The organism is Tunturiibacter empetritectus, assembly GCF_014201375.1.
Classification (GTDB): domain Bacteria; phylum Acidobacteriota; class Terriglobia; order Terriglobales; family Acidobacteriaceae; genus Edaphobacter; species Edaphobacter lichenicola_D.
Map to the genome: position 1 here is coordinate 74,452 of NZ_JACHDZ010000005.1, position 18,517 is coordinate 92,968.

Here is an 18,517-nt window from a genome sequence, read left to right on the forward strand (position 1 = left end):
CAACACGAACGATGAAAACAGCGGGACTTCGGTCCTGCTTTTCTCTGCCTCCTGCTTTTTCTTTGCTACCTGCTTTTCTCAGCTACAAGGAGCAGCCAACTGCATCAGGCATCGTTGGAAGAAGCGACAGGGAACTGACGGCGCTCCTTCACTTTGACCGCGGGCACTCCAGCGTATACAGTCCAGGCCTCGAGGCTTCGCGTGGCAACCGAACCCAGCCCAAGCACCGCTCCCTCCCCCATATTCACTCCCGGCGCGACCGAGGCTCGGGCGCAGACCCAGGCGTACGCCCCGATATGGATCGCATATGCAATCAATGGAAAAGCCGGATCGTCGTAGTCGTGGGTCGCCCCGCAGACGTACGCTTCCTGAGACAAAATCGCGTGCGACCCCAGTGTGACCGGAGCGGGGTTATAGATCTCAACGCCATCTCCCGCGGTCACCTGATCGGCACAGATCAGATTCCACGGAGCCCACACTTTGGAGCGCGGATAAAAGTGGCAGTTCGGGCCCATCTTCGCCCCGAAAAGACGAAGCAAAAACACTCTCCAGGAATGTAACGGTCTTGGTGACATTCTATAAAAAAGAGCCCAGCAGAGGTTCCAATTCAGCCGCCTCAGACGGTCTCGCAGCGAAAAGGCCGGACGCAGATAGGGGTCCCCCGCCGTCTCCGCCGGGATATGGTCTGCCGCGTTGTAATGAATCTGCTTGGGCATCGCGCCTGCCTACTCCGAATCCACGGCAGTGGGAGTAAGAACCGTAGCTGTTCCAAATAGCCGGATGATCGCCTTCGCGTTCTCGCGCATATCGTAACGGCGATGGAAACACTGATACGCCAGCTCCGCCATACGCTGCCGCTCTGCGACGGTCATCCCGATCCATCCCTTCAGCAACTTCAAGGTGCCGTCGGGAGTGTCCAGCTCCATCAGACCAGCGCCGTCCTCCGCAATCTCTTCTGCGATGTTCACCTTGTCGGCCAGCAGAACGGGCTTTCCGCAAGCCAGCGCCTCGGCGACTGCAATGCCGAAGTTCTCCTGGTGCGAAGGCAGGATGAAAGCCTCCGACCCGTAAAACGCTCCCCACTTCGCATCGCCGGTCACCATCCCCGGCCAGAAGACGCGGTCCTTAATCCCCAGGTTCGCCGCAGTCGCCTTCAACTTTGCGCTCCACTGCTGCTGGTCGGGCCCCGCCATCACCAGGTAAAGATCCGGATCGTCAGCCGCAACCTTGGCGAACGCGTCGATCAGCATATCGCAGCCCTTTTTACGATGAATGCGCCCGAGAAAGACAAGATATCGCTTCCCCTTTGCTTCAGGGCACTTCGCAAAAAAGGCACGCTTCTGAACCTCGGGATCGCCATTTGGCCCGCTCGCACCATAGGGCACCACATAGGCGTTCCAACGGTGCAGCCAGAAGCTCTGCTCCGCCAGCCGCTTCTCAGCCTTTGAGGTAAAAAGCACCCGATAGGCCCCGCGCAAAATCCAGTACTCGGCGGGAATCCAGTACAGCCACTTCTTGATGTGCTTCAACGGAAAGGCGTGCTTGAAGTAAGGGTCCAGCATGCCGTGCGTGAAGACGACATAAGGGGTATTGCCTGCCAGTGTTCGCCACGCCGCGTAGCCGCAGTACTGCCAAAGGCCATTCACCACCACACCGTCGAAGCGATGACGATTATCTCTCAACCAGGGCAGCAGCTTGGAGTTGAAGCCATAGGTCGTATTGGTAGGACCTAACGCATGGACTGGAAACCCGACATCGTTGAGGTATGGCGCTGACGGATCGTCGAGCGTAACCACCTCGCCGGTATAGCCGATGGGTCCGTAACTGAGCAGAACCCGGACCGACTCTGTAGGGCCGCCTGCCTCAGGGTTCAGTGTTCCAATGATGTGCAGAATCCGCATAATTCTTCGACTATCAACTGTTAAGCATAGCAGCAGAGGTTGTCCTCAAAAATCGCTTGCACTTAAGTTGTAGTCACGTCGACAACCTTCCTGGTCACGGCCGCGATCGCTCGGCGAAGACCGATCCTATCCTCCTCATAACTCCATCCCGAGATTCTGTTCAGACCACGTTGTCCCATGATCCTCGCTGTCTCCGGGCTTGCGAGAACTCGTTGCAGCGCCTCCGTCAGCGCGACCACGTTGCCCACCGGAAACACACAACCTTCGACACCATCGGTCACCAGATCGGGTTGGCAACCTACGTCATCGGAGAGGATCACGGCGCGCCCCGAGTTCATCACCTCGTTCACGACCAACCCCCAGGGCTCGTCCTGCGAGGGCAAGACAAAGACTGTGGCGAGACTAAAAAAACCTGGCAGCTCCGATTGATTGCGAAAGCCGCAAAAACGAACTCCACTGGCGCCGTTCTCGGAGACACGCCTCTCCAACGCCACCCGTTCCTCGCCATCCCCCACGATCACGAGGTAGGGAACCGGCTCGGTTCCAGCTTCAGAACAAAAATTGAGATAAGCCTCGAGCAGATCTTCGCATCGCTTCCGTCGCTGCAGCTTTGAGGCAAACAAAATGACGGGGCGGGAGGCGTCAAGGCCAAGCTCCCGCAACAGATCATCTCGCCGCAGATCAGCCTCTCGGCTGCGACTCTGAAAGTAGTTATTGTCCACCGCATACGGCATCGGGAACTGCGGAAGCTCCTCGCCCAGAGCGTGACGCCAGTACGCAGTATTCAAACTCCCAATAGGCAGCACTCCGTCGACGAGTAGCTTCAATCCACTGAAGTAAAAGCGCTTCGCAATCTGCTTCAGAAAACCGATCTGCTTTCTTCCAAGACGCGACTCCGCACGAAGCAGTACCGGAATCCCAAGCGCCTTGGCCACCAACATTGCCTGCAGCGCGTTCAGCGTTGAGTAGCCATGAACCCAAAGCACGTCAAATCCGCGCTCCTCTTTGCGCCCTCGAAGCCGGCTGAAGATGCCGTAGTTCAACTGGCTCGTCGGCCCGGTTCGCCTCTTATCCCATATCGCCGGGAGAAACTCGTAACGATAGCCGTCAAGCAGAGGCACATCCCACTTCACGTCCACGCCAAATCCCTTGTCGACATACTCCTGCACCGAGAAGTTCGAAGCAAAGAAAACGGTCAGTTCAATATCGGGCTCCTGTGCGATTCGCCGCAGCAACGGGGCCTGGTACTGGATGGGATGGCTCACAAGGTAGGCCACCTTCACCTTCTTCTTCGTGTTGCTCTCTCGGCTTGGGTCAGGAGATCTCATGGCGGCGGCCAGCGCTAGGCGATGATCCTTCGTGTCAGTTGCGCGATGGCCTGGCGCAGCGCCTGAATGTCCTCTTCAAAGCTCCAGGCGTTGATTCGGTCGAGTGCGCGCTGACCCATCTGCGCCGCGGACTCCGGCGTTGCCAGCACGCGTCGCAGCGCCTCGGCGAGCGCGCTCACATTTCGCACGGGGAACACATATCCTTCCACGCCATCCGTCACCAGATCGGGTTGACACCCGATATCGTCGGACAGGATCACCGCACGTCCGGCGTTCATCGCCTCATTCACCACCAACCCCCAGGGCTCATGGCGGGCGGGCAGGACAAATACGCTTGCGAGATCAAAGAACCTCGGCAGCTCCGACTGATTGCGAAACCCGCAGAATCGAACGTCCATCAATCCGCGCGATTTGGCCTGTTCTTCGAGTGCGGCTCGCTCCTCTCCATCGCCAACGATCAGCAGATAAGGGCGTGGCCGGTCCGTCTCGTCGTTGATCAAACTCTCATACGCGTCGATCAGATCGGAGCAGTGTTTGCGCTGCTGCAGTTTTGAGGCGAATAGGATGATTGGTCTTCCGGGATCAAGGCCAAGCTCTCTGCGGAAGGCGTCGCGCGTCGTAGCAGCCTCCTGGCTTCGTCGCTGGAAGTAATCATTGTCCACGGCATAGGGCATCAGAAATAATGGCACGTCGTCACCCAGATAGTGCCGCCAGTACTCGATATTCAACGTGCCGACAGGCAGCACTCCATCCACCATGTTCTTCAGAAACTGAAAGAAGAGCGTCTTCAGAAGAAGCTTCGGGCCACTCCGTGCGCGGTCACGCAGCCACATGTCGGCGCGCACCAGCACGGGGATTCCCAGCGCCTTCGCAGCCACCATTCCGTGCAGCGCATTCACCATGTTGTAGCCATGGGTCCATAGCAGATCGAAGCCGGGCTCTCCATTGCGGCCGCGAAGTTCGCTGAAGATGCCGTAGTTCAGCGGGGTGGTCACCGTCTGCGTGCCATCGTCACGGATCACCGGCAGAAATTTATGGCGGTATCCCTCGAGCAGCGGAACGTCCCACTTCACATCCACGCCGAAGCCTTCATCCTGGTAGCTGCGTACCGAAAAATCCGAGCCAAAGAAGACAGTTAGGTCGATGTCCGGCTCCTGCGCGATGCGGCGCAACAGCGGAGCCTGATACTGGATAGGATGGCTCACCAGATAGGCCAGCCTCACTCTCTTCTTCAAGCCTTTTCCAACGTCCGACGAGGGTAAAACCATATCTTGTAGGTTCTCAGGCGAAGCCCGGTCGATGCGTTCTTGACTACTGTTGAATGGCAATAATCAGGATCGAAATGATTCCCAGCAGCGTACCGATGCCGCCATTCTTGATCGCTGATTTCATCGGACTGGACGGCAGGAATACGATGTCTTCGGCCTGCAGGACAGGATCCGGAACCTTACCGTTGATCACCTTGGTGATATCGACGCGAACCACCTGTCGGGTGGTGCCTGTCGTGCGAATGATTCTTAGGTCGTTGAATCTGCCTTCAAAACCCGGGCCGCCTGCAAGGGCTGCCACCTTCATCAGAGTGATAGGAGAGTTTTGTTGTAGCGGGATCGCTCCCTGAACCTTGAAGGCGCCCAGCAGATAGACCACGCCAACCCGTGGAACGATGATCGTATCGCGCGGAAAGATGGGGATGTTGATCAGCGCACTCTTCGCGGGATCGGTGCCAAGGTCGATGACGATCGGCTCCGCTGCGCCGTAACGATTGATCGTGATGACATGGCTTGCGGTCGACGGCAGTCCTCCACCTCCACCCACAACGGTTGTTGCGCCGCCACCCCCCCCTCCTCCTCCCGCAGCCGCCAGTACATCAAACAGGCGGCGCTGGCCAATTACCGGCACGATCCCTTTCACTTCGCCGATAAGGGTAACGATCTGATTTGGAGATTCCGTAATCTGAATCGACACCTGAGGATCACGATACATGCCGGCAGCCACCAGTTTCTGCGCGATCAGATTCTGGGCCTGATGAACGGTAAGGTCGTTCACCACTACACTCCCAATCAGAGGCAGTTGAACGGTGCCGTCAAGACCGATCCGCACGATCGGAGTGTAGTCCGGGTTTCCGTATATCCGTATGGAGAGCACGTCCCCGATTCCAAGATAGGCGTCGCGGCCGGCAGGGAACAGAATTGCAGGATCGGTGGTGATCGTGATCGGGGGATTCACCTCGGCCGTGATCCCGAGCGCCGGTCCGCTGAACTGCGCCTCCGCGAAGCGGCCGCAGAGAGCCATCAGAAGAAAAACAGCGGAAGCAAGCCAGACCTTGCGACAGTCAATTTGATTCACGTGCTTCTCGGCTCCTGTCCGGAGACCTTCCCGTCTCTGTCTCATCGCTTTGTCTCTCCGGCGTTGGTGTGCTCCCTTTCGGCAGCCGTCTGCGACTCCCAACTATCGGAGTCCACACTGGAGTAGGAGTAACCCGAGTAGCCGTAGTAGCCGTAGTACTCCGGCGAGTTCAGATCAACTGCGTTCAGCACGATTCCGGTGATGGCGGCGCCCGAGCGCAGCAGCAGATCCCTGGCCCGGCGCACCACATGCTTGCTCGATTTGCCATGACGCACGACCAGCACCACAGCGTCAGCCTGTCGCGCCAGAATCACGCCATCGGTCACCGACAGGATTGGCGGCGAATCGATCACGATGTAGTCGTATAGCTCTCCACAGCGCTTGAGGATCGTCTCCATCGCCGCCGAACTCAGCATTTCGGTAGGGAATGGCGGAACCGGCCCGCTCGGCAGAATGTCCAGATTTGGAATCTCGGGCACGCTCTGTACCGTCTCCTCCAGCTTGGTTGCTCCGGTCAATACCGTCGTCAGACCGATCTTTCCGTTCAACCCGAACCGATGATGAATATTGGGCCGTCGAAGGTCTCCGTCGATCAGCAGAACCCGCGTGTCCCGTTGCGCCAGGATCGCAGCCAAATTGCTCGCGGCCGTCGTCTTTCCTTCCGACGGCGTTGCGCTGGTCAGCACTATGAACTTCGGCGGTTGGCCGGTACTGGAAAGCAGCAGCGACGTACGCAGGGAACGGAACGCCTCCGCAAACTGCGACTTCGGCTGTGTCAGGATTCCGACGTTGCGTTGCGCAGTGCTCAGGGTCGCGGCCTGATCGACCGACGATCTGCGTGCTCGCGGAATGATTGCCAGCGACGGCAACTCCGTAATGCTTTCAATCTCTGCAATGCTGCGCAACCCGGTATCCAGGCTCTCCATCAGGAAGGCCACCACGATACCCGCCAGAAGCGAAAAGATCAAAGCCGTTATGATCACCGTTGATTGAGGCCGCAACACAGGCTGCGCCGGAGGCAACGCCTGGTCCACAACATCGACATCCAGAGACTCAAGGCCCGATTGAACGCTGGCCGTTCGCAGCCGGGATTTCAGGCTGTCATAGAGGGTTCGGTTGGCCTCGTACTCCCGTTGGCGCAGGGTGTACTCCACCAGTTGATCCCGCAGCTTGTAGGCTTCTGTCTTCTGAGCCTCAAGTGCTGCGGTCGTCTGATCTTCATTCGCCTTTGCGACCACGAAATTCTGCTTCGCCTGCACAATCAGGCGGTTCTGCTCCTCATTGATCTCTTTGACGAACTCGTCGATCTGAGCCTTAAGCGCCTTGGATTGGGGATGATTCGGGCCGAGCGAAGACTCCAGCGTGGCATAGTTCGCTTTAGCCCCGGCCAGTTGCGCGCGCAGTTGCGTCAGCTCTCCAGGTGCCGTTCCAGGAGTCAGCTCGATGGTGCCTTCGATGGTGTTCGGGTCCATTCCGCTTACGACTCGGTAGCGTGCCTCAGCAATGATGCGAGCCAGCTTCGCCGCACCGGACGCTCTGGCGAGGTCATCGAGCGATTCGTTAATCTGATTGTGGTTCGGATCAAATCCAAGGATGCCAAGGCGACGCTGCATGTCCATCGTCTGTTCCTGCGACGACTCTACCTCCTGCCTCAGACCTTCGAGCGTACCGGAGAGCCAGACGGAGGCCCGCTGCGAGGATTCGTATCGGACCTGATAGCTTCGCTGAACGTAGTCCGAGATGATCTTGTTGACGATATCGGACGACAGCTTCGCGTTCAGGCTGCTGTAGCTGATGCGGATAATATCGGTCTTCGCAACGATCGTGACGTGCAGGTTGCTCTGCAGGCGATGGACCGTATCCTGCCTGGTCTCGCCATCCGACAGGTTCGCCCGCGGCTGCGGTGCCGTCGGTTTTTCGAGAAAATCCGCGTTGTTGGCCAGGTCCATCTCGCGGCAAACGTTCAACATCAGCGAATCGCTCTTGATAATCTCAATCTCGCTCAGCAGTTTTGTGCTGGCGTCGCCGCCGTAGGCCGCCACCGCGCTAACCCGGTATTCGTTCGACGAGCCCGAACGCACCTGAATACGTCCATAGGCCTCATACAGCTTCGGCTGCGACTCGGCCTTGTAGATTCCGTATGCCAAACCTAGCAGAACAGCAATAATCAGGACCAGCTTGCGTTTCCGCAGCACAATCAGGGCTTCAGAGAGCGTAGTATCTGTAACCGTTGTACTGAACCCTGCCTGGTTCGTCTCCGGAACACCCACATGCGGCGGCTGCGTATTTTTAGAACCCATTCCCCCTAGTCTACCCGAGCAGCCCTGCCGGAAGCAGGATTAGATGAACAGCAGGCTCCTAATGGTCCAAAAGTGTTACCTCATCCTGCAACGCCCCTGTAACTAGGCAAACTCGGATATCCTCGACCAGGAGCCATAACACCATCAACCGATGGGCGATCCATCGAAATTGAGCCACTGAGACATCCTCGATCCTGCAAGTTTTAGGCCAGCAGGTCTTCCATCCCATGAAAGGTACTACGTCATGTCTCGAAAGATTCTCGTCACAGGAGCCGCCGGCTTTCTTGGGTCTCATCTCTGTGACGCGTTGCTCTCTAACGATGACACCGTCGTCGGAGTCGACAACCTCAGCACCGGCAACCTGGCCAACCTCAGCCATCTCTCGCGCGAAAGCCGCTTCCGCCTCATCGAACTCGACATCTGCAAGCCCTTCGACCTCGGCAAAGCAGACTACATCTTCAACTTCGCCTCCCCCGCCAGTCCAATCGACTACTCCCGCCTCGGTGTCGAAACCTTGCTGGTCGGCTCTGCCGGCACTATCAACACCCTCGACCTCGCTCGCAAGTATGGCGCCGGCTATCTCCACGCCTCCACCTCCGAGTGCTACGGCGACCCCGAGGTTCATCCCCAGGTCGAGACCTATTGGGGCAACGTCAATCCAGTCGGTCCGCGCTCGGTCTACGACGAGGCCAAGCGCTTCTCCGAGGCCGCCGTTACCGCCTACCATCGCTACTATGGCGTCGACACGCACCTGGTCCGCATCTTCAACACTTACGGACCGCGCCTTCAAGCCAGCGACGGCCGAGTCATCTCAAACCTAATGGTGCAGGCCCTGCGCGGCGAACCTCTCACCATCTACGGCGACGGCTCCCAGACCCGCAGCTTCTGCTACGTCTCCGATCTCATCGAAGGGATTCTTCTGCTCTCACGCTCCGGGGAGCATCTTCCTGTCAACCTTGGCAATCCGGTCGAGTGGACCATTCTCGAATGCGCCCGCGAGATCCTCGCCGTTACAGGTTCCAGGGTCGAGATCCTCTTTCGTGACCTGCCGCAGGACGATCCCGCCCGCCGGCGCCCGGACATCACCCGTGCCAGGACGCTCCTCAACTGGGAGCCGAAGGTCACCCTCCGGCAGGGCCTCGAACGCTCTCTCGAATACTTCAAAGCCTGTGTCGCCTAGCGATAGCCCAGACCAAAATGACCTATACGGGAGGTACGCCCTGCGCGGGAGGCGGTCACTTCGTGACGCGTATACCGGTGGTGGAACGAACGCCGTGGTCCTCCCGTTGATCGGAGAGAAAGATGGCTCGCGACCAACGGGAGCGCCAACCGAAGGGGTATACAAGTCACGAAGTGACCGCCGCCCGCGCAGGGCGCCCGTCCGGCAGGACACAGCTTCGACTTAGTGAAAGGACGGGCCATTCCGTAACTTCGGATACCAGGTCAGCTGTACCGCAGTCGAAGTATCCTGCTGCAGTCCCGGCTTATAGACCGGCGCCTTCCAGCCCTCATACTGCACCCATGCGTTCAGCTCCACGTTTTTGTCTTTTCCCAGTCGTTTCACAACGCTCGCCTTGAACTGGTTTTGCGTCGTCCCGCCGGGGATAAAGTTCGCGGGCGTCTTCTTGTTCAGATACTCCAGCTGAATCCACTCATTGCCCGAGAAGTGATAGGTCAGCCATGCCTGGCCGCCCTTGGCCTCGCGCCCTATCCAGTCCCCCATGATGAATCCGTTATTCGTATAGCCCTGCTTCTGGATGGTCTCCCAATAGGCAAGCTGTCCTGAGTGGGCCACCGAGACGCCCGGGTCGGTCGATACCGCCTCCACTCTGAAATCGAGGCCCTTGACTCCCGGAATCTGCGAGAGATACAGCCCCGTCCTATACGACGCGCGGCGAGGCGCGCTGATCGGTGTCACATCGTCATGCGAGATCGAGTCCACGACGAAGGTGACATATTTGCGGAGCAAAGGAAGGCGGTATGAGGCTTCAAAGTCGCTGAACCTTGCCCCCGGATCGTTTCGTCCTGCCTTCTCTGCCGCAGTCGTATCGTTCGGGTCGAAGAAGCCGCGCAGAAACGTGTGCAGCGTCACCGGCGAATGCCCCTTTCCTCCAAAGATGATCGTTCGCTCAAATCCGAACTCAAAGTTTTCCGTAGGCCGGAAAGCAAACTTCTCCGCATGGACCCAGGGGTCTCGCGGAACGTTATGTCCCTTCAGATCGCCGTAGAAAAAGTCATAACGAAGCGGGCCCAACAGCTTTGACACGAACGGGATATACAGCGGTTCAACCCGGTTGATGCGAAACGAATAGATATTCTCTGCGTTGTTAGACCATGCCAGCGAGCCGCCTGCGCCCGGTCCCAGCCATGCATCGCTCTTGCCGCCGGAGACCTCGTGGCCCAGCACGTGCACCGAAGCGTAGGCCTCAACCAGCCGAAACGGATTCTGGTCCGAGATCGGCCCCAGCGGAATCGTGGTCTGAGGTCCCGGATACGGAATGATTAGGTCGACCGTAGACAAAAGCTGCGCCAGATCGAGAGAGTACCCATCAGCCGAGGGGGCGTGCTGATACTCGCCGCGGATATACAGCGAAAACGGTCCCCACTCTCCCAGTCCCGAAGCCCCCACAATGCTGTTGAAGCCGCTCTGGTAGGGACGCCCATAGTCGTTACTGATCGTTTGGCCAAGGTGGTAGCTGTCCCGCAGAATCGGCCCGCTGATCCCCAGCAGGCGCGTATAAGAGGAGGCCAGCCCATACACAACGCCACGCGCAATCAGCCCGCCGTCAGGATCCTCCTCACTGATCTCGTTCTCCAGCTTTGCGAGGATCGACTGTGCCTCTTCGTTGCCGCTGTTGACGATGTCGCCCCGGGAGTCCTCCAGCATATGCAGGATGCTGCGGCGCGTATAAGGCCGCATGCCGAGAAACATCGTGTTGAGGAAGCCCATCGAGTAAAGCCGCGTCATCGCCGGATACACCCAGCTATCGTCCGGAATGTAGGTCGATCCCAGCCGGTCCGGAGGTGGCTTCAGATCGTCAGGAGCATAGCCGGGATAACCGATAAACGGTCTCTCCTTGCTCGTCTGCTCCGGCGGAACGACTGGCTGAGCCGTCTGCGTAGGAGGAGGCAGCGAGGGGTTTGCCACAGGAGGAGTTGCAGAGGGTGCCGGCTGCGAAGGAACCGGCGCAGGCGCTGGCGACTGTTGCGGCGCCGCATAAGGCGCAATGCCATTCGTGGTTCCCTCTGGCGCTGGAATTGGAGTTGGAGCCGGGGCAGAGTCCGAGGCTGGTGGGGGAGCCGGAGGGGGCGTTGGCGTCTGCGCGATCGCTGTCGATGCGGCACATAAACTCAGTGCTGCAAAACAAAGAGAAACTTTGGTCCGCACTTACACCTCAATCTGGAGCTTTGAAACGCCAATACCAGTGTAACTGCCGACAGGGTCCAGTCCGAAGTTACCAACTGATGACGGGAAGTCCCTGTTCAGTAGATGAAATACAGTTCAGCAGAGGAAATACAGTGGCAACAAATATATCTGGATATCTGGCTCACCCTTGTTTACTTGGAATTTGCGATAACCCAGCCGTAGATCGTCTCGAGATCCGCTGTTCGCTGGCGTGTTAGTTCTTCAAGGCAAGCTGAATAGGCCGGAGCAGACGCAGTTCCACCGTTGTAGAGATTGCTCTCTGCCGTGCAGGTCGCGTCTCGAAACTGTATCCAAAGACGTTGCGCCACTTTTAGCCGTTGCAGGTCATCCGCTTGCAGCACCTTCGATATCTGGCTGAACCTCTGATTCAGTCCACCATCAGCGGCTTTGTACGCTTTATCGAAGCAGTTTTCCATGGCCACGGTCACCACTTCGTTCCGGCAGGGCGCGCTTGCGGAGTTCATGTGCTGGGCTTTGGCGACGGTGCCGAAACAAATGAAGGTTGCGAGCAAGATCAGCCAGGAACGGACAAGAGGGATCATGGCCCACGATAACAAACCTCAGGGTGCCTTTCCGGTTGCGGGCATGAAAATGACGTGGTGAGTGATGTATCTTGCTGCGAATACAGTTCAGTGAGGACACGCCGTTCAGCGCATGAAATACGCTTTGCGAAGCCGCTCTCCGGCCCGCTTCAGCCACGCCCTTGTGCAGACCTTGCGCCCCAGCAGAAATCCCTGCATCTGCACCAGCGGATCCTGCGCGGCGTCTCCTCCCGCGCCCTCCACCCGATATCCTTTGCATTCAATCAGAACCGGCCCCCCGCCCCCCCGGATCCTCCCCAGCGACTCCTGGGTCACGCGATACAAGGCCACCGCATCGTTCACGTCCACCGGCATTCCCGGCATCCCCCACCTGCGAACCTTCGCGCTCAGTTGGCTCACACCAACTTTATCTTTGCCTTTGGATGGTAAGACCACAAAGATCATCGGCAGATCCAACTTCGCAGCGGACTCGATGATCTCCCGCCACTGCCTCTTGTCCAACTCCGAGTGGCCGGCATAGGCGACCACCACGCTGCCCCGCTTCAGCGTCTTGAACGAGAGTGCGGAGCCCATCGCCATTCGCAGCCGGTCGCTCACATCGTCCACCCAAGGCAAAACCCGCGCCAGGGCACCCTCCCTGGCCAGCTTCGCTCCGTCGATCTTGCCTTCGTGAAACTTCGCAACACGCCCCAACAGAGAATCGATCTGCGCCTTCGACTGCGGGCCCGTGATCAGATCCATCACCACGCCAGGCTGCGAGTCGCTCACCAGATCGCCCGGCAGCAGCTCCAGCGCCGTGCTCACCCGGCAGGCCTCCTCTCCAAGCGTAGAACCCAGCCGCCTCCGCGCCTTCACGCTTTTCTGCAACCCGGCAACGTGCTCGTCCAAAGCTCTCGCGTCGGCCATCACGCTATACATCTGCAGCAACTTCTTGTTCGGCACCAGTGGATTCTCGTACAGCCCCGCGTCGCTCAACCAACCCTCCGTAACACTTCAAGTTACAAAAACGAGAGGGTTCCCGCGAGGAACCCTCATCGCCATCAAAGCCCTTCAAAAGCTGCTAGGCGCGCGCCGGATCGACCGCTTCGACATCCAGACCAAGCTCGGCCAACGCCTTCTGCGCCGCCTTCGGTTTGAACTTCCCATCACGAGCCAGCTTGGACAGCGTAGCGCCAACGATCGCCTCGGCACTGACCTCAAAGTGCCTCCGCAGATGCTCGCGGTTGTCGCTCCGTCCGAAGCCATCCGTGCCCAGAGTCACCAGACGCGAAGGCAGCCACGGCGACAGCAGATCCGGCACCGACTTCATATAGTCGCTGGTCGCAATGATCGGTCCAGCCGAGCTGCCAAGCGCCTGCAGGACGTAAGGCACTTTCTCCTTCTCCGCCGGATGCAGCCTGTTCCATCGCTCTACCGCCAACGCATCGCGCCGCAGCTCGGTGTAGCTGGTCACACTCCACACATCGGCCTGCACGCTGTACTTCGAAGCCAGAATCTCCTGCGCCCGCAGCACCTCGTTCAGAATCGGTCCGCTGCCAAACAACTGTGCTGTCGCTTCGCCAGCCGCCGGCTTCAGCTTGTACATCCCGCGCAGAATCCCCTCCGCCGAACCCTCCGGCATCGCAGGCATCGCATAGTCCTCGTTGTACATCGTGATGTAGTAGAAGCAGTCTTCGCCCTTCTCATACATCCGGCGAATGCCATCCTGAATCACGACTGCCAGCTCATACACAAACGCCGGATCATAGGTCACACAAGTAGGAACAGTACTCGCCAGCACGATGCTATGCCCATCCTGATGCTGCAAACCTTCGCCAAGCATCGTCGTTCGCCCAGCCGTGCCACCCATCAAGAAGCCCTTGCCGCGCGAGTCCGCAAAGGCCCACACCATGTCCCCGATGCGCTGAAAGCCAAACATCGAGTAGTACATATAGAAGGGAATCGCCGGCACTTTGTAGTTCACATAAGCCGTGCCTGCCGCGGTAAACGAGGCCATCGACCCCGCCTCCGTAATCCCTTCCTCGAGAATCTGCCCGTCTTTATCCTCGCGGTAGTAGAGCAGCATATCCGCATCGTGCGGCTCGTACTTCTGCCCCTCGGGAGCGTAGATTCCAACCTGCCGGATCGCCGACTCGAGCCCGAACGTCCTGCCCTCATCCGGCACAATCGGCACAATCAACTTCCCAATCGCCGGGTCCTTCATCAGGTGCCGCAGTATGCTCACGAACCCCATCGTCGTCGACACCGCACGCTTATTTGACCCCGCCGTCCACTCGCCGAAGTACTCCAGACCCGGAGCCTTGAACTCAGTCTTCGGCACCTCACGCGTCGGCAGATACCCACCCAGTTCCCTGCGCCGCTCCTGCATGTAAACGATTTCGGGAGAGTCCTGCGCCGGCCGGTACGGCGTGCCCGATTTCGCCGCCTCCTCGGGAATTGGAATCTCGAAGCGCTTCACAAACGCCGCCAGCCCATCATCGGCCAGCTTCTTCTCCGAGTGGGTCGCATTGCGCGACTGTGCCGAACCCAGCCCATGACCCTTCACGGTCTTCGCCAGAATCACGGTCGGACCACCCTTATGCTCCACCGCCCGCTTATACGCGTTGTAGATCTTCGTCCGGTCATGCCCGCCACGATGCAGCAACCCAAGCTGCTCATCGGTCATATCCTTCACCAGCTCCAGCAGCTCCGGATACTTCCCGAAGAAGTTCTCCCGCAGGTACGCCCCGCCCTTCGCCTTGAACGTCTGGTACTCGCCATCCACGCACTCTTCCATCCGGCGCAGCAGCAGTCCCGTATGGTCGCGCTCAAACAGCGCATCCCAATCCGAGCCCCAAACCACCTTGATCACATTCCATCCAGCGCCGCGGAAGACGCCCTCCAACTCATCGATGATCCGCTTGTTCCCGCGCACCGGGCCGTCAAGCCTTTGTAAATTGCAGTTGACGACAAAGATCAAATTATCCAGCTTCTCCCGCGCCGCCACCGAGATAGCGCCCAGGCTATCGACCTCGTCCGTCTCGCCGTCGCCCACAAACGCCCACACCTTGCGGTCAGTTACCTCAATCAGCTTGCGATTCTCCAGATACCGCATAAACCGCGCCTGATAGATCGCATTCAGCGGCCCAATCCCCATCGACACCGTAGGGAAGTTCCAGAAGTTCGGCATCAGCCACGGATGCGGATACGAGCTCAGCCCCGGTGTCTCTCTCAGCTCATGCCGAAAGTTCTTCAGCCGATCGTCATCCAACCTCCCCTCGAGATAAGCCCGCGCATACACCCCCGGCGAAGCGTGCCCCTGGAAGTAGATAAAGTCTCCCGGCTGCTCCTGCCCACCGGCCGTGTACTTCGCATGGAAGAAGTGATTGAAGCCAACCTCAAGCAGCGTAGCCAGCGAAGAGTAGGTCGAGATGTGCCCACCGATTCCTGCGTCTTTCTTGTTCTGGCCATGCACCATCGCCATTGCGTTCCAGCGAATCAGGCTCTCCACCCGCCGCTCCAACGCTCTGTCGCCCGGATACGCAATCTCGTCATGCTTCGGAATCGTGTTGCGATAGGGAGTCGTCAGCTCGCTCGGCGTTGGTACTCCTGCTTCGTGGGCGCGCTTTCGCAGAGCCTCCAACAGCTCCGAGCCCTGCTCCCAGTCTGCGGCGACGACGTCGTCGAACGCCTCAATCCACTCGGAGACTTCGGCGGTAAAGTCCTGCTTGGCGGCTTCTTCTAGTTTCGTTGTCATAGGTCTTCTTATGCTCCCACGCTTATAACGATATAAGGCTTAGGCTAAAACGTAAAACCTGGGTCCTGCCGGACGGGCCTCCTGCGCGGAGGGCGGGCGTTCACACGCCTTTTTAGAGCTTCGCGTGGTCCTCCCGCTGGTCGGCACAAGATCCTGTTCGCGACCAACGGGAGGACCACGCGAAGCGGTATACAAGTCACGAAGTGACCGCTGCCCGCGTAGGGCGCCCGTCCGGCAGGACACCGCCTTTAAGTCGAGTAATCCGCATTAATCCGCACATACTCTTCCGTCAGATCACAAGTCAGAAACCGGCACTCCGCCTCGCCCAGCCCCAGATCGATCGTGATTGTGTAATCCCGAGCCTGCATCTCCGCATGCGCCGCCGACTCCTGGAACGCAGCCGACCGCACCCCAAGCTCAAACACCGGCTGGCTCCCAATCGTGATATTCACCAGCGCCGGATCAAACACCACCCCACTGTACCCAGCCGCGGCCAGCAGTCGCCCCCAGTTCGGGTCCGCACTCGACCACGCCGTCTTGCACAACGGCGAGTGAGCAATCGCCTTCGCCACCTGCTTCGCCTCAGCCTCAGTCCGCGCACCGGTAATATGCAGCGTGACGACATGACCTACGCCCTCGCCGTCATCCACAATCTGGTACGCCAGCGACCCGCACACCAGCTTCAGAGCATTCGCAAACGGCTCCTGCGTGCGTGCATCGAGCTTCACGCCACTCACTCCGCTGGCCAGCAGCAACACCGTATCGTTAGTCGAAGTATCGCCATCGATCGAGATCGAATTGAAGCTTCGCTCCACCGCAGGCTCCAGCACCCCGCGCAGTTGTTCACTCTCCGCAGCAATATCGGTAAACAGATAAACCAGCATCGTCGCATGCGCTGGCCCCACCGGCGCACCAAGCTGCGGATGAATCATCCCCGCGCCCTTCGCCACACCAAAGATCCGCACCTCAACTCCATCGACATCGATCGAAGCTCGCGCCACCTTCATCTTCGTATCGGTCGTCATAATAGCTTGGGCAAACGAGTCCGCATGCTCCGGCGTCGCACCCATCTCCTGCTCCAACTCAGGCAGCGCGGACACTACCTTCTCGGAAGGGAACGGCACACCGATAATCCCCGTCGAAGAAGGGAAGACCTCATCAAAGATGCAGTGAAACCTCTCCGCCGCCGCGACACACGTCTGCACACAAGCCTCTACTCCAGGCTGCCCGGTCGCGCAGTTTGCATTCCCCGCATTGACCAGCACCACGCCCACGCGCCCGCCGGTAGAAGCCATATGGCGCCGTCCCACTGTCACCGGCGCCGCCACAACCTGGTTCTTAGTAAACATCGCAGCAGCATTCGCACCCTTGGCCGCGACCGCAATCGCAACATCGGCATTGCCACTCGCCTTGATTCCGGCCCTCACCGCGCCCCACGCAAAACCCAGCGGCAGCGTCTGCGACTTCATTATCTCGTCACTCTGCATATCCTCTACTCTACAATCTCCCTGCATCCAAACTTTTGTTTGTCATTCCGCAGCGCAGCGGAGGAATCTGCTGTTGTCGTTGCGCTACTGGGTGCCCCATTTCTCGATTTTGAGATGTGGGCCTTCGCGCAAGACGCGAACCGTTTTTTCTCTCAGAAGGAGACAGGCAGCGTCCGCCCCTCCAGAGAACTCTGCCGCGCCATCTCCAGCAGCTTGATCGTCCGATAACCATCTTCCGGCTTCACGGCCAGCTCAGCCGTACCGTTAATCGCATCGCGAACATTGGCGTAGTAGAAGCGGTAGTCTCCCAGCTCAGTCCTCACCTTGGTCCGGGTCAACGTGCCGGGATCGTTCGGGTCCGGAGCAACGGTCAGCGTGCCCCAGTGCTCCTCGGCATCAGCCAGCCACTCACCCTCACCCATGCGAGGCAGCTTCGCTCCGCCAAGAAGCGCAGGCTCCTGCGGATCGAGTCCGAACTTCTTGAAGCTCCCCCGCGTCCCATGCAGCAGGAACCTCGGTGCAGCATCGCAGGCCAGCATGCTCGACCGGCAGTGCGCCCGCATCTTCGGATACTCCAGCGTAATGTCGAACGCATCTTCGATATCGGTCAAGTCCCGATCCATCCGAACGCTCGCCGTGATCCCCTCCGGCGCGCCGAACAGCGTCAGCACCTGGTCCACGAGGTGAGGAGCAAGGTCGAACAGCAGTCCATTGCAGCCGCTCGCTCCCTCCTTCCAGGTATTCTCGCGAGGCACAGGCCGGAACCGGTCGAAGTGCGACTCATACGTCACCAGCCGCCCCACCGACTCGTCCTTCAAAATCTTCTTCACCGTCAAAAAGTCCCCATCCCACCGCCGATTATGAAACGGAGCCAGCACTCGCCCCTGCTTCCGCCCGAGCTCCTTCAACTCCAGCGTCTCTTCGCTGGTCGCAGCAAATGGCTTGTCGACGACCACATGCTTTCCGGCCAGCAAAGCCTGCTTCGCCAGGTCGAAGTGAGTCTCGTTCGGCGTTCCCACCACCACAAGCTGCACCGCAGCGTCGCTCAACGCCTCCTCAAACGACCGCAGAATCCGCGCCGAAGGATAGGCGTTCCCAGCCTCGTCGCCCCTGCGCTGGACGATCGCCTCCAGCTTCAACCCGGGGACAGCACTCACAAACGGAGCGTGAAACACCTGCCCTGCCAATCCAAACCCGATTACCGCAACACCAATCTCAGCAGCCATTCCCAACTCCTCGCAATCTAGCGCAACGCCGATTCGATCCGGCGATACGGTTTATAAACCTCATCCACTACAGCTCGCTCTTTGCCACTAATTTGAGCAAAAAAGCAACAAAAACTTCTTCACGGAAGCTGAAATCCTGAAACAAAGGTGATGAGAGTGTACCGAATGCATCTTTTGAAGATTTTTCACAACCGAACGCATCAGTAACTCATACAAGTAGTTTG

General features: G+C 58.8%; 13 protein-coding genes. 1 reads left to right on the forward strand and 12 read right to left on the reverse strand.

The genetic code is table 11. From position 1 onward, the window contains the following. Nucleotides 1-104 precede the first annotated feature (104 nt). The 6 genes from HDF10_RS15010 to HDF10_RS15035 form a co-directional block, all read right to left on the reverse strand. Nucleotides 105-539 (reverse strand): LbetaH domain-containing protein, encoded by a 435-nt coding sequence (locus HDF10_RS15010; protein ID WP_260177909.1) that lies wholly within the window; start codon nt 537-539, stop codon nt 105-107. A gap of 186 nt (nt 540-725) precedes the next feature. Continuing rightward, on the reverse strand, nt 726-1,901 hold the full coding sequence (locus HDF10_RS15015) for a glycosyltransferase (RefSeq protein ID WP_260177910.1): 1,176 nt from the start codon (nt 1,899-1,901) through the stop codon (nt 726-728). A 62-nt stretch (nt 1,902-1,963) separates the two neighbouring features. Beyond that, nucleotides 1,964-3,178, reverse strand: a complete 1,215-nt coding sequence (locus HDF10_RS15020) for a glycosyltransferase family 4 protein (protein ID WP_311732768.1) — start codon at nt 3,176-3,178, stop codon at nt 1,964-1,966. A gap of 65 nt (nt 3,179-3,243) precedes the next feature. After that, on the reverse strand, nt 3,244-4,464 hold the full coding sequence (locus HDF10_RS15025; protein WP_260177911.1) for a glycosyltransferase family 4 protein: 1,221 nt from the start codon (nt 4,462-4,464) through the stop codon (nt 3,244-3,246). Between the two features lie 76 nt (nt 4,465-4,540). After that, nucleotides 4,541-5,575, reverse strand: coding sequence for a polysaccharide biosynthesis/export family protein (locus tag HDF10_RS15030; RefSeq protein WP_311732769.1), 1,035 nt, complete (start codon nt 5,573-5,575; stop codon nt 4,541-4,543). Nucleotides 5,576-5,616: 41 nt separating this feature from the next. After that, nucleotides 5,617-7,875, reverse strand: a complete 2,259-nt coding sequence (locus HDF10_RS15035; protein WP_183814752.1) for a GumC family protein — start codon at nt 7,873-7,875, stop codon at nt 5,617-5,619. Between the two features lie 244 nt (nt 7,876-8,119). Between HDF10_RS15035 and HDF10_RS15040 the strand changes: the two genes are divergently transcribed. Next, nucleotides 8,120-9,055, forward strand: a complete 936-nt coding sequence (locus HDF10_RS15040; protein ID WP_183814754.1) for a UDP-glucuronic acid decarboxylase family protein — start codon at nt 8,120-8,122, stop codon at nt 9,053-9,055. A gap of 222 nt (nt 9,056-9,277) precedes the next feature. On the opposite strand, the gene HDF10_RS15045 is transcribed toward HDF10_RS15040, so the two are convergent. From HDF10_RS15045 to HDF10_RS15070, 6 genes are all read right to left on the reverse strand, one after another. Next, a complete protein-coding gene (locus tag HDF10_RS15045) occupies nt 9,278-11,023 on the reverse strand; it encodes a capsule assembly Wzi family protein (protein ID WP_311732771.1) in 1,746 nt (581 codons plus the stop codon). Between the two features lie 410 nt (nt 11,024-11,433). Next, on the reverse strand, nt 11,434-11,844 hold the full coding sequence (locus tag HDF10_RS15050; RefSeq protein ID WP_183814756.1) for a lysozyme inhibitor LprI family protein: 411 nt from the start codon (nt 11,842-11,844) through the stop codon (nt 11,434-11,436). 105 nt (nt 11,845-11,949) lie between these two features. Beyond that, nucleotides 11,950-12,819, reverse strand: coding sequence for a thiamine pyrophosphate-dependent enzyme (locus HDF10_RS15055; protein WP_183814758.1), 870 nt, complete (start codon nt 12,817-12,819; stop codon nt 11,950-11,952). Between the two features lie 85 nt (nt 12,820-12,904). After that, on the reverse strand, nt 12,905-15,580 hold the full coding sequence (gene aceE / locus HDF10_RS15060) for a pyruvate dehydrogenase (acetyl-transferring), homodimeric type (RefSeq protein WP_183814760.1): 2,676 nt from the start codon (nt 15,578-15,580) through the stop codon (nt 12,905-12,907). Between the two features lie 248 nt (nt 15,581-15,828). Beyond that, a complete protein-coding gene (gene argJ, locus HDF10_RS15065) occupies nt 15,829-17,067 on the reverse strand; it encodes a bifunctional glutamate N-acetyltransferase/amino-acid acetyltransferase ArgJ (RefSeq protein WP_183814762.1) in 1,239 nt (412 codons plus the stop codon). 152 nt (nt 17,068-17,219) lie between these two features. Then, nucleotides 17,220-18,293 carry a Gfo/Idh/MocA family oxidoreductase gene (locus HDF10_RS15070; RefSeq protein ID WP_183814764.1) on the reverse strand — a complete coding sequence of 358 codons (1,074 nt, stop codon included), beginning with the start codon at nt 18,291-18,293 and terminating at the stop codon, nt 17,220-17,222. Nucleotides 18,294-18,517 lie beyond the last annotated feature (224 nt).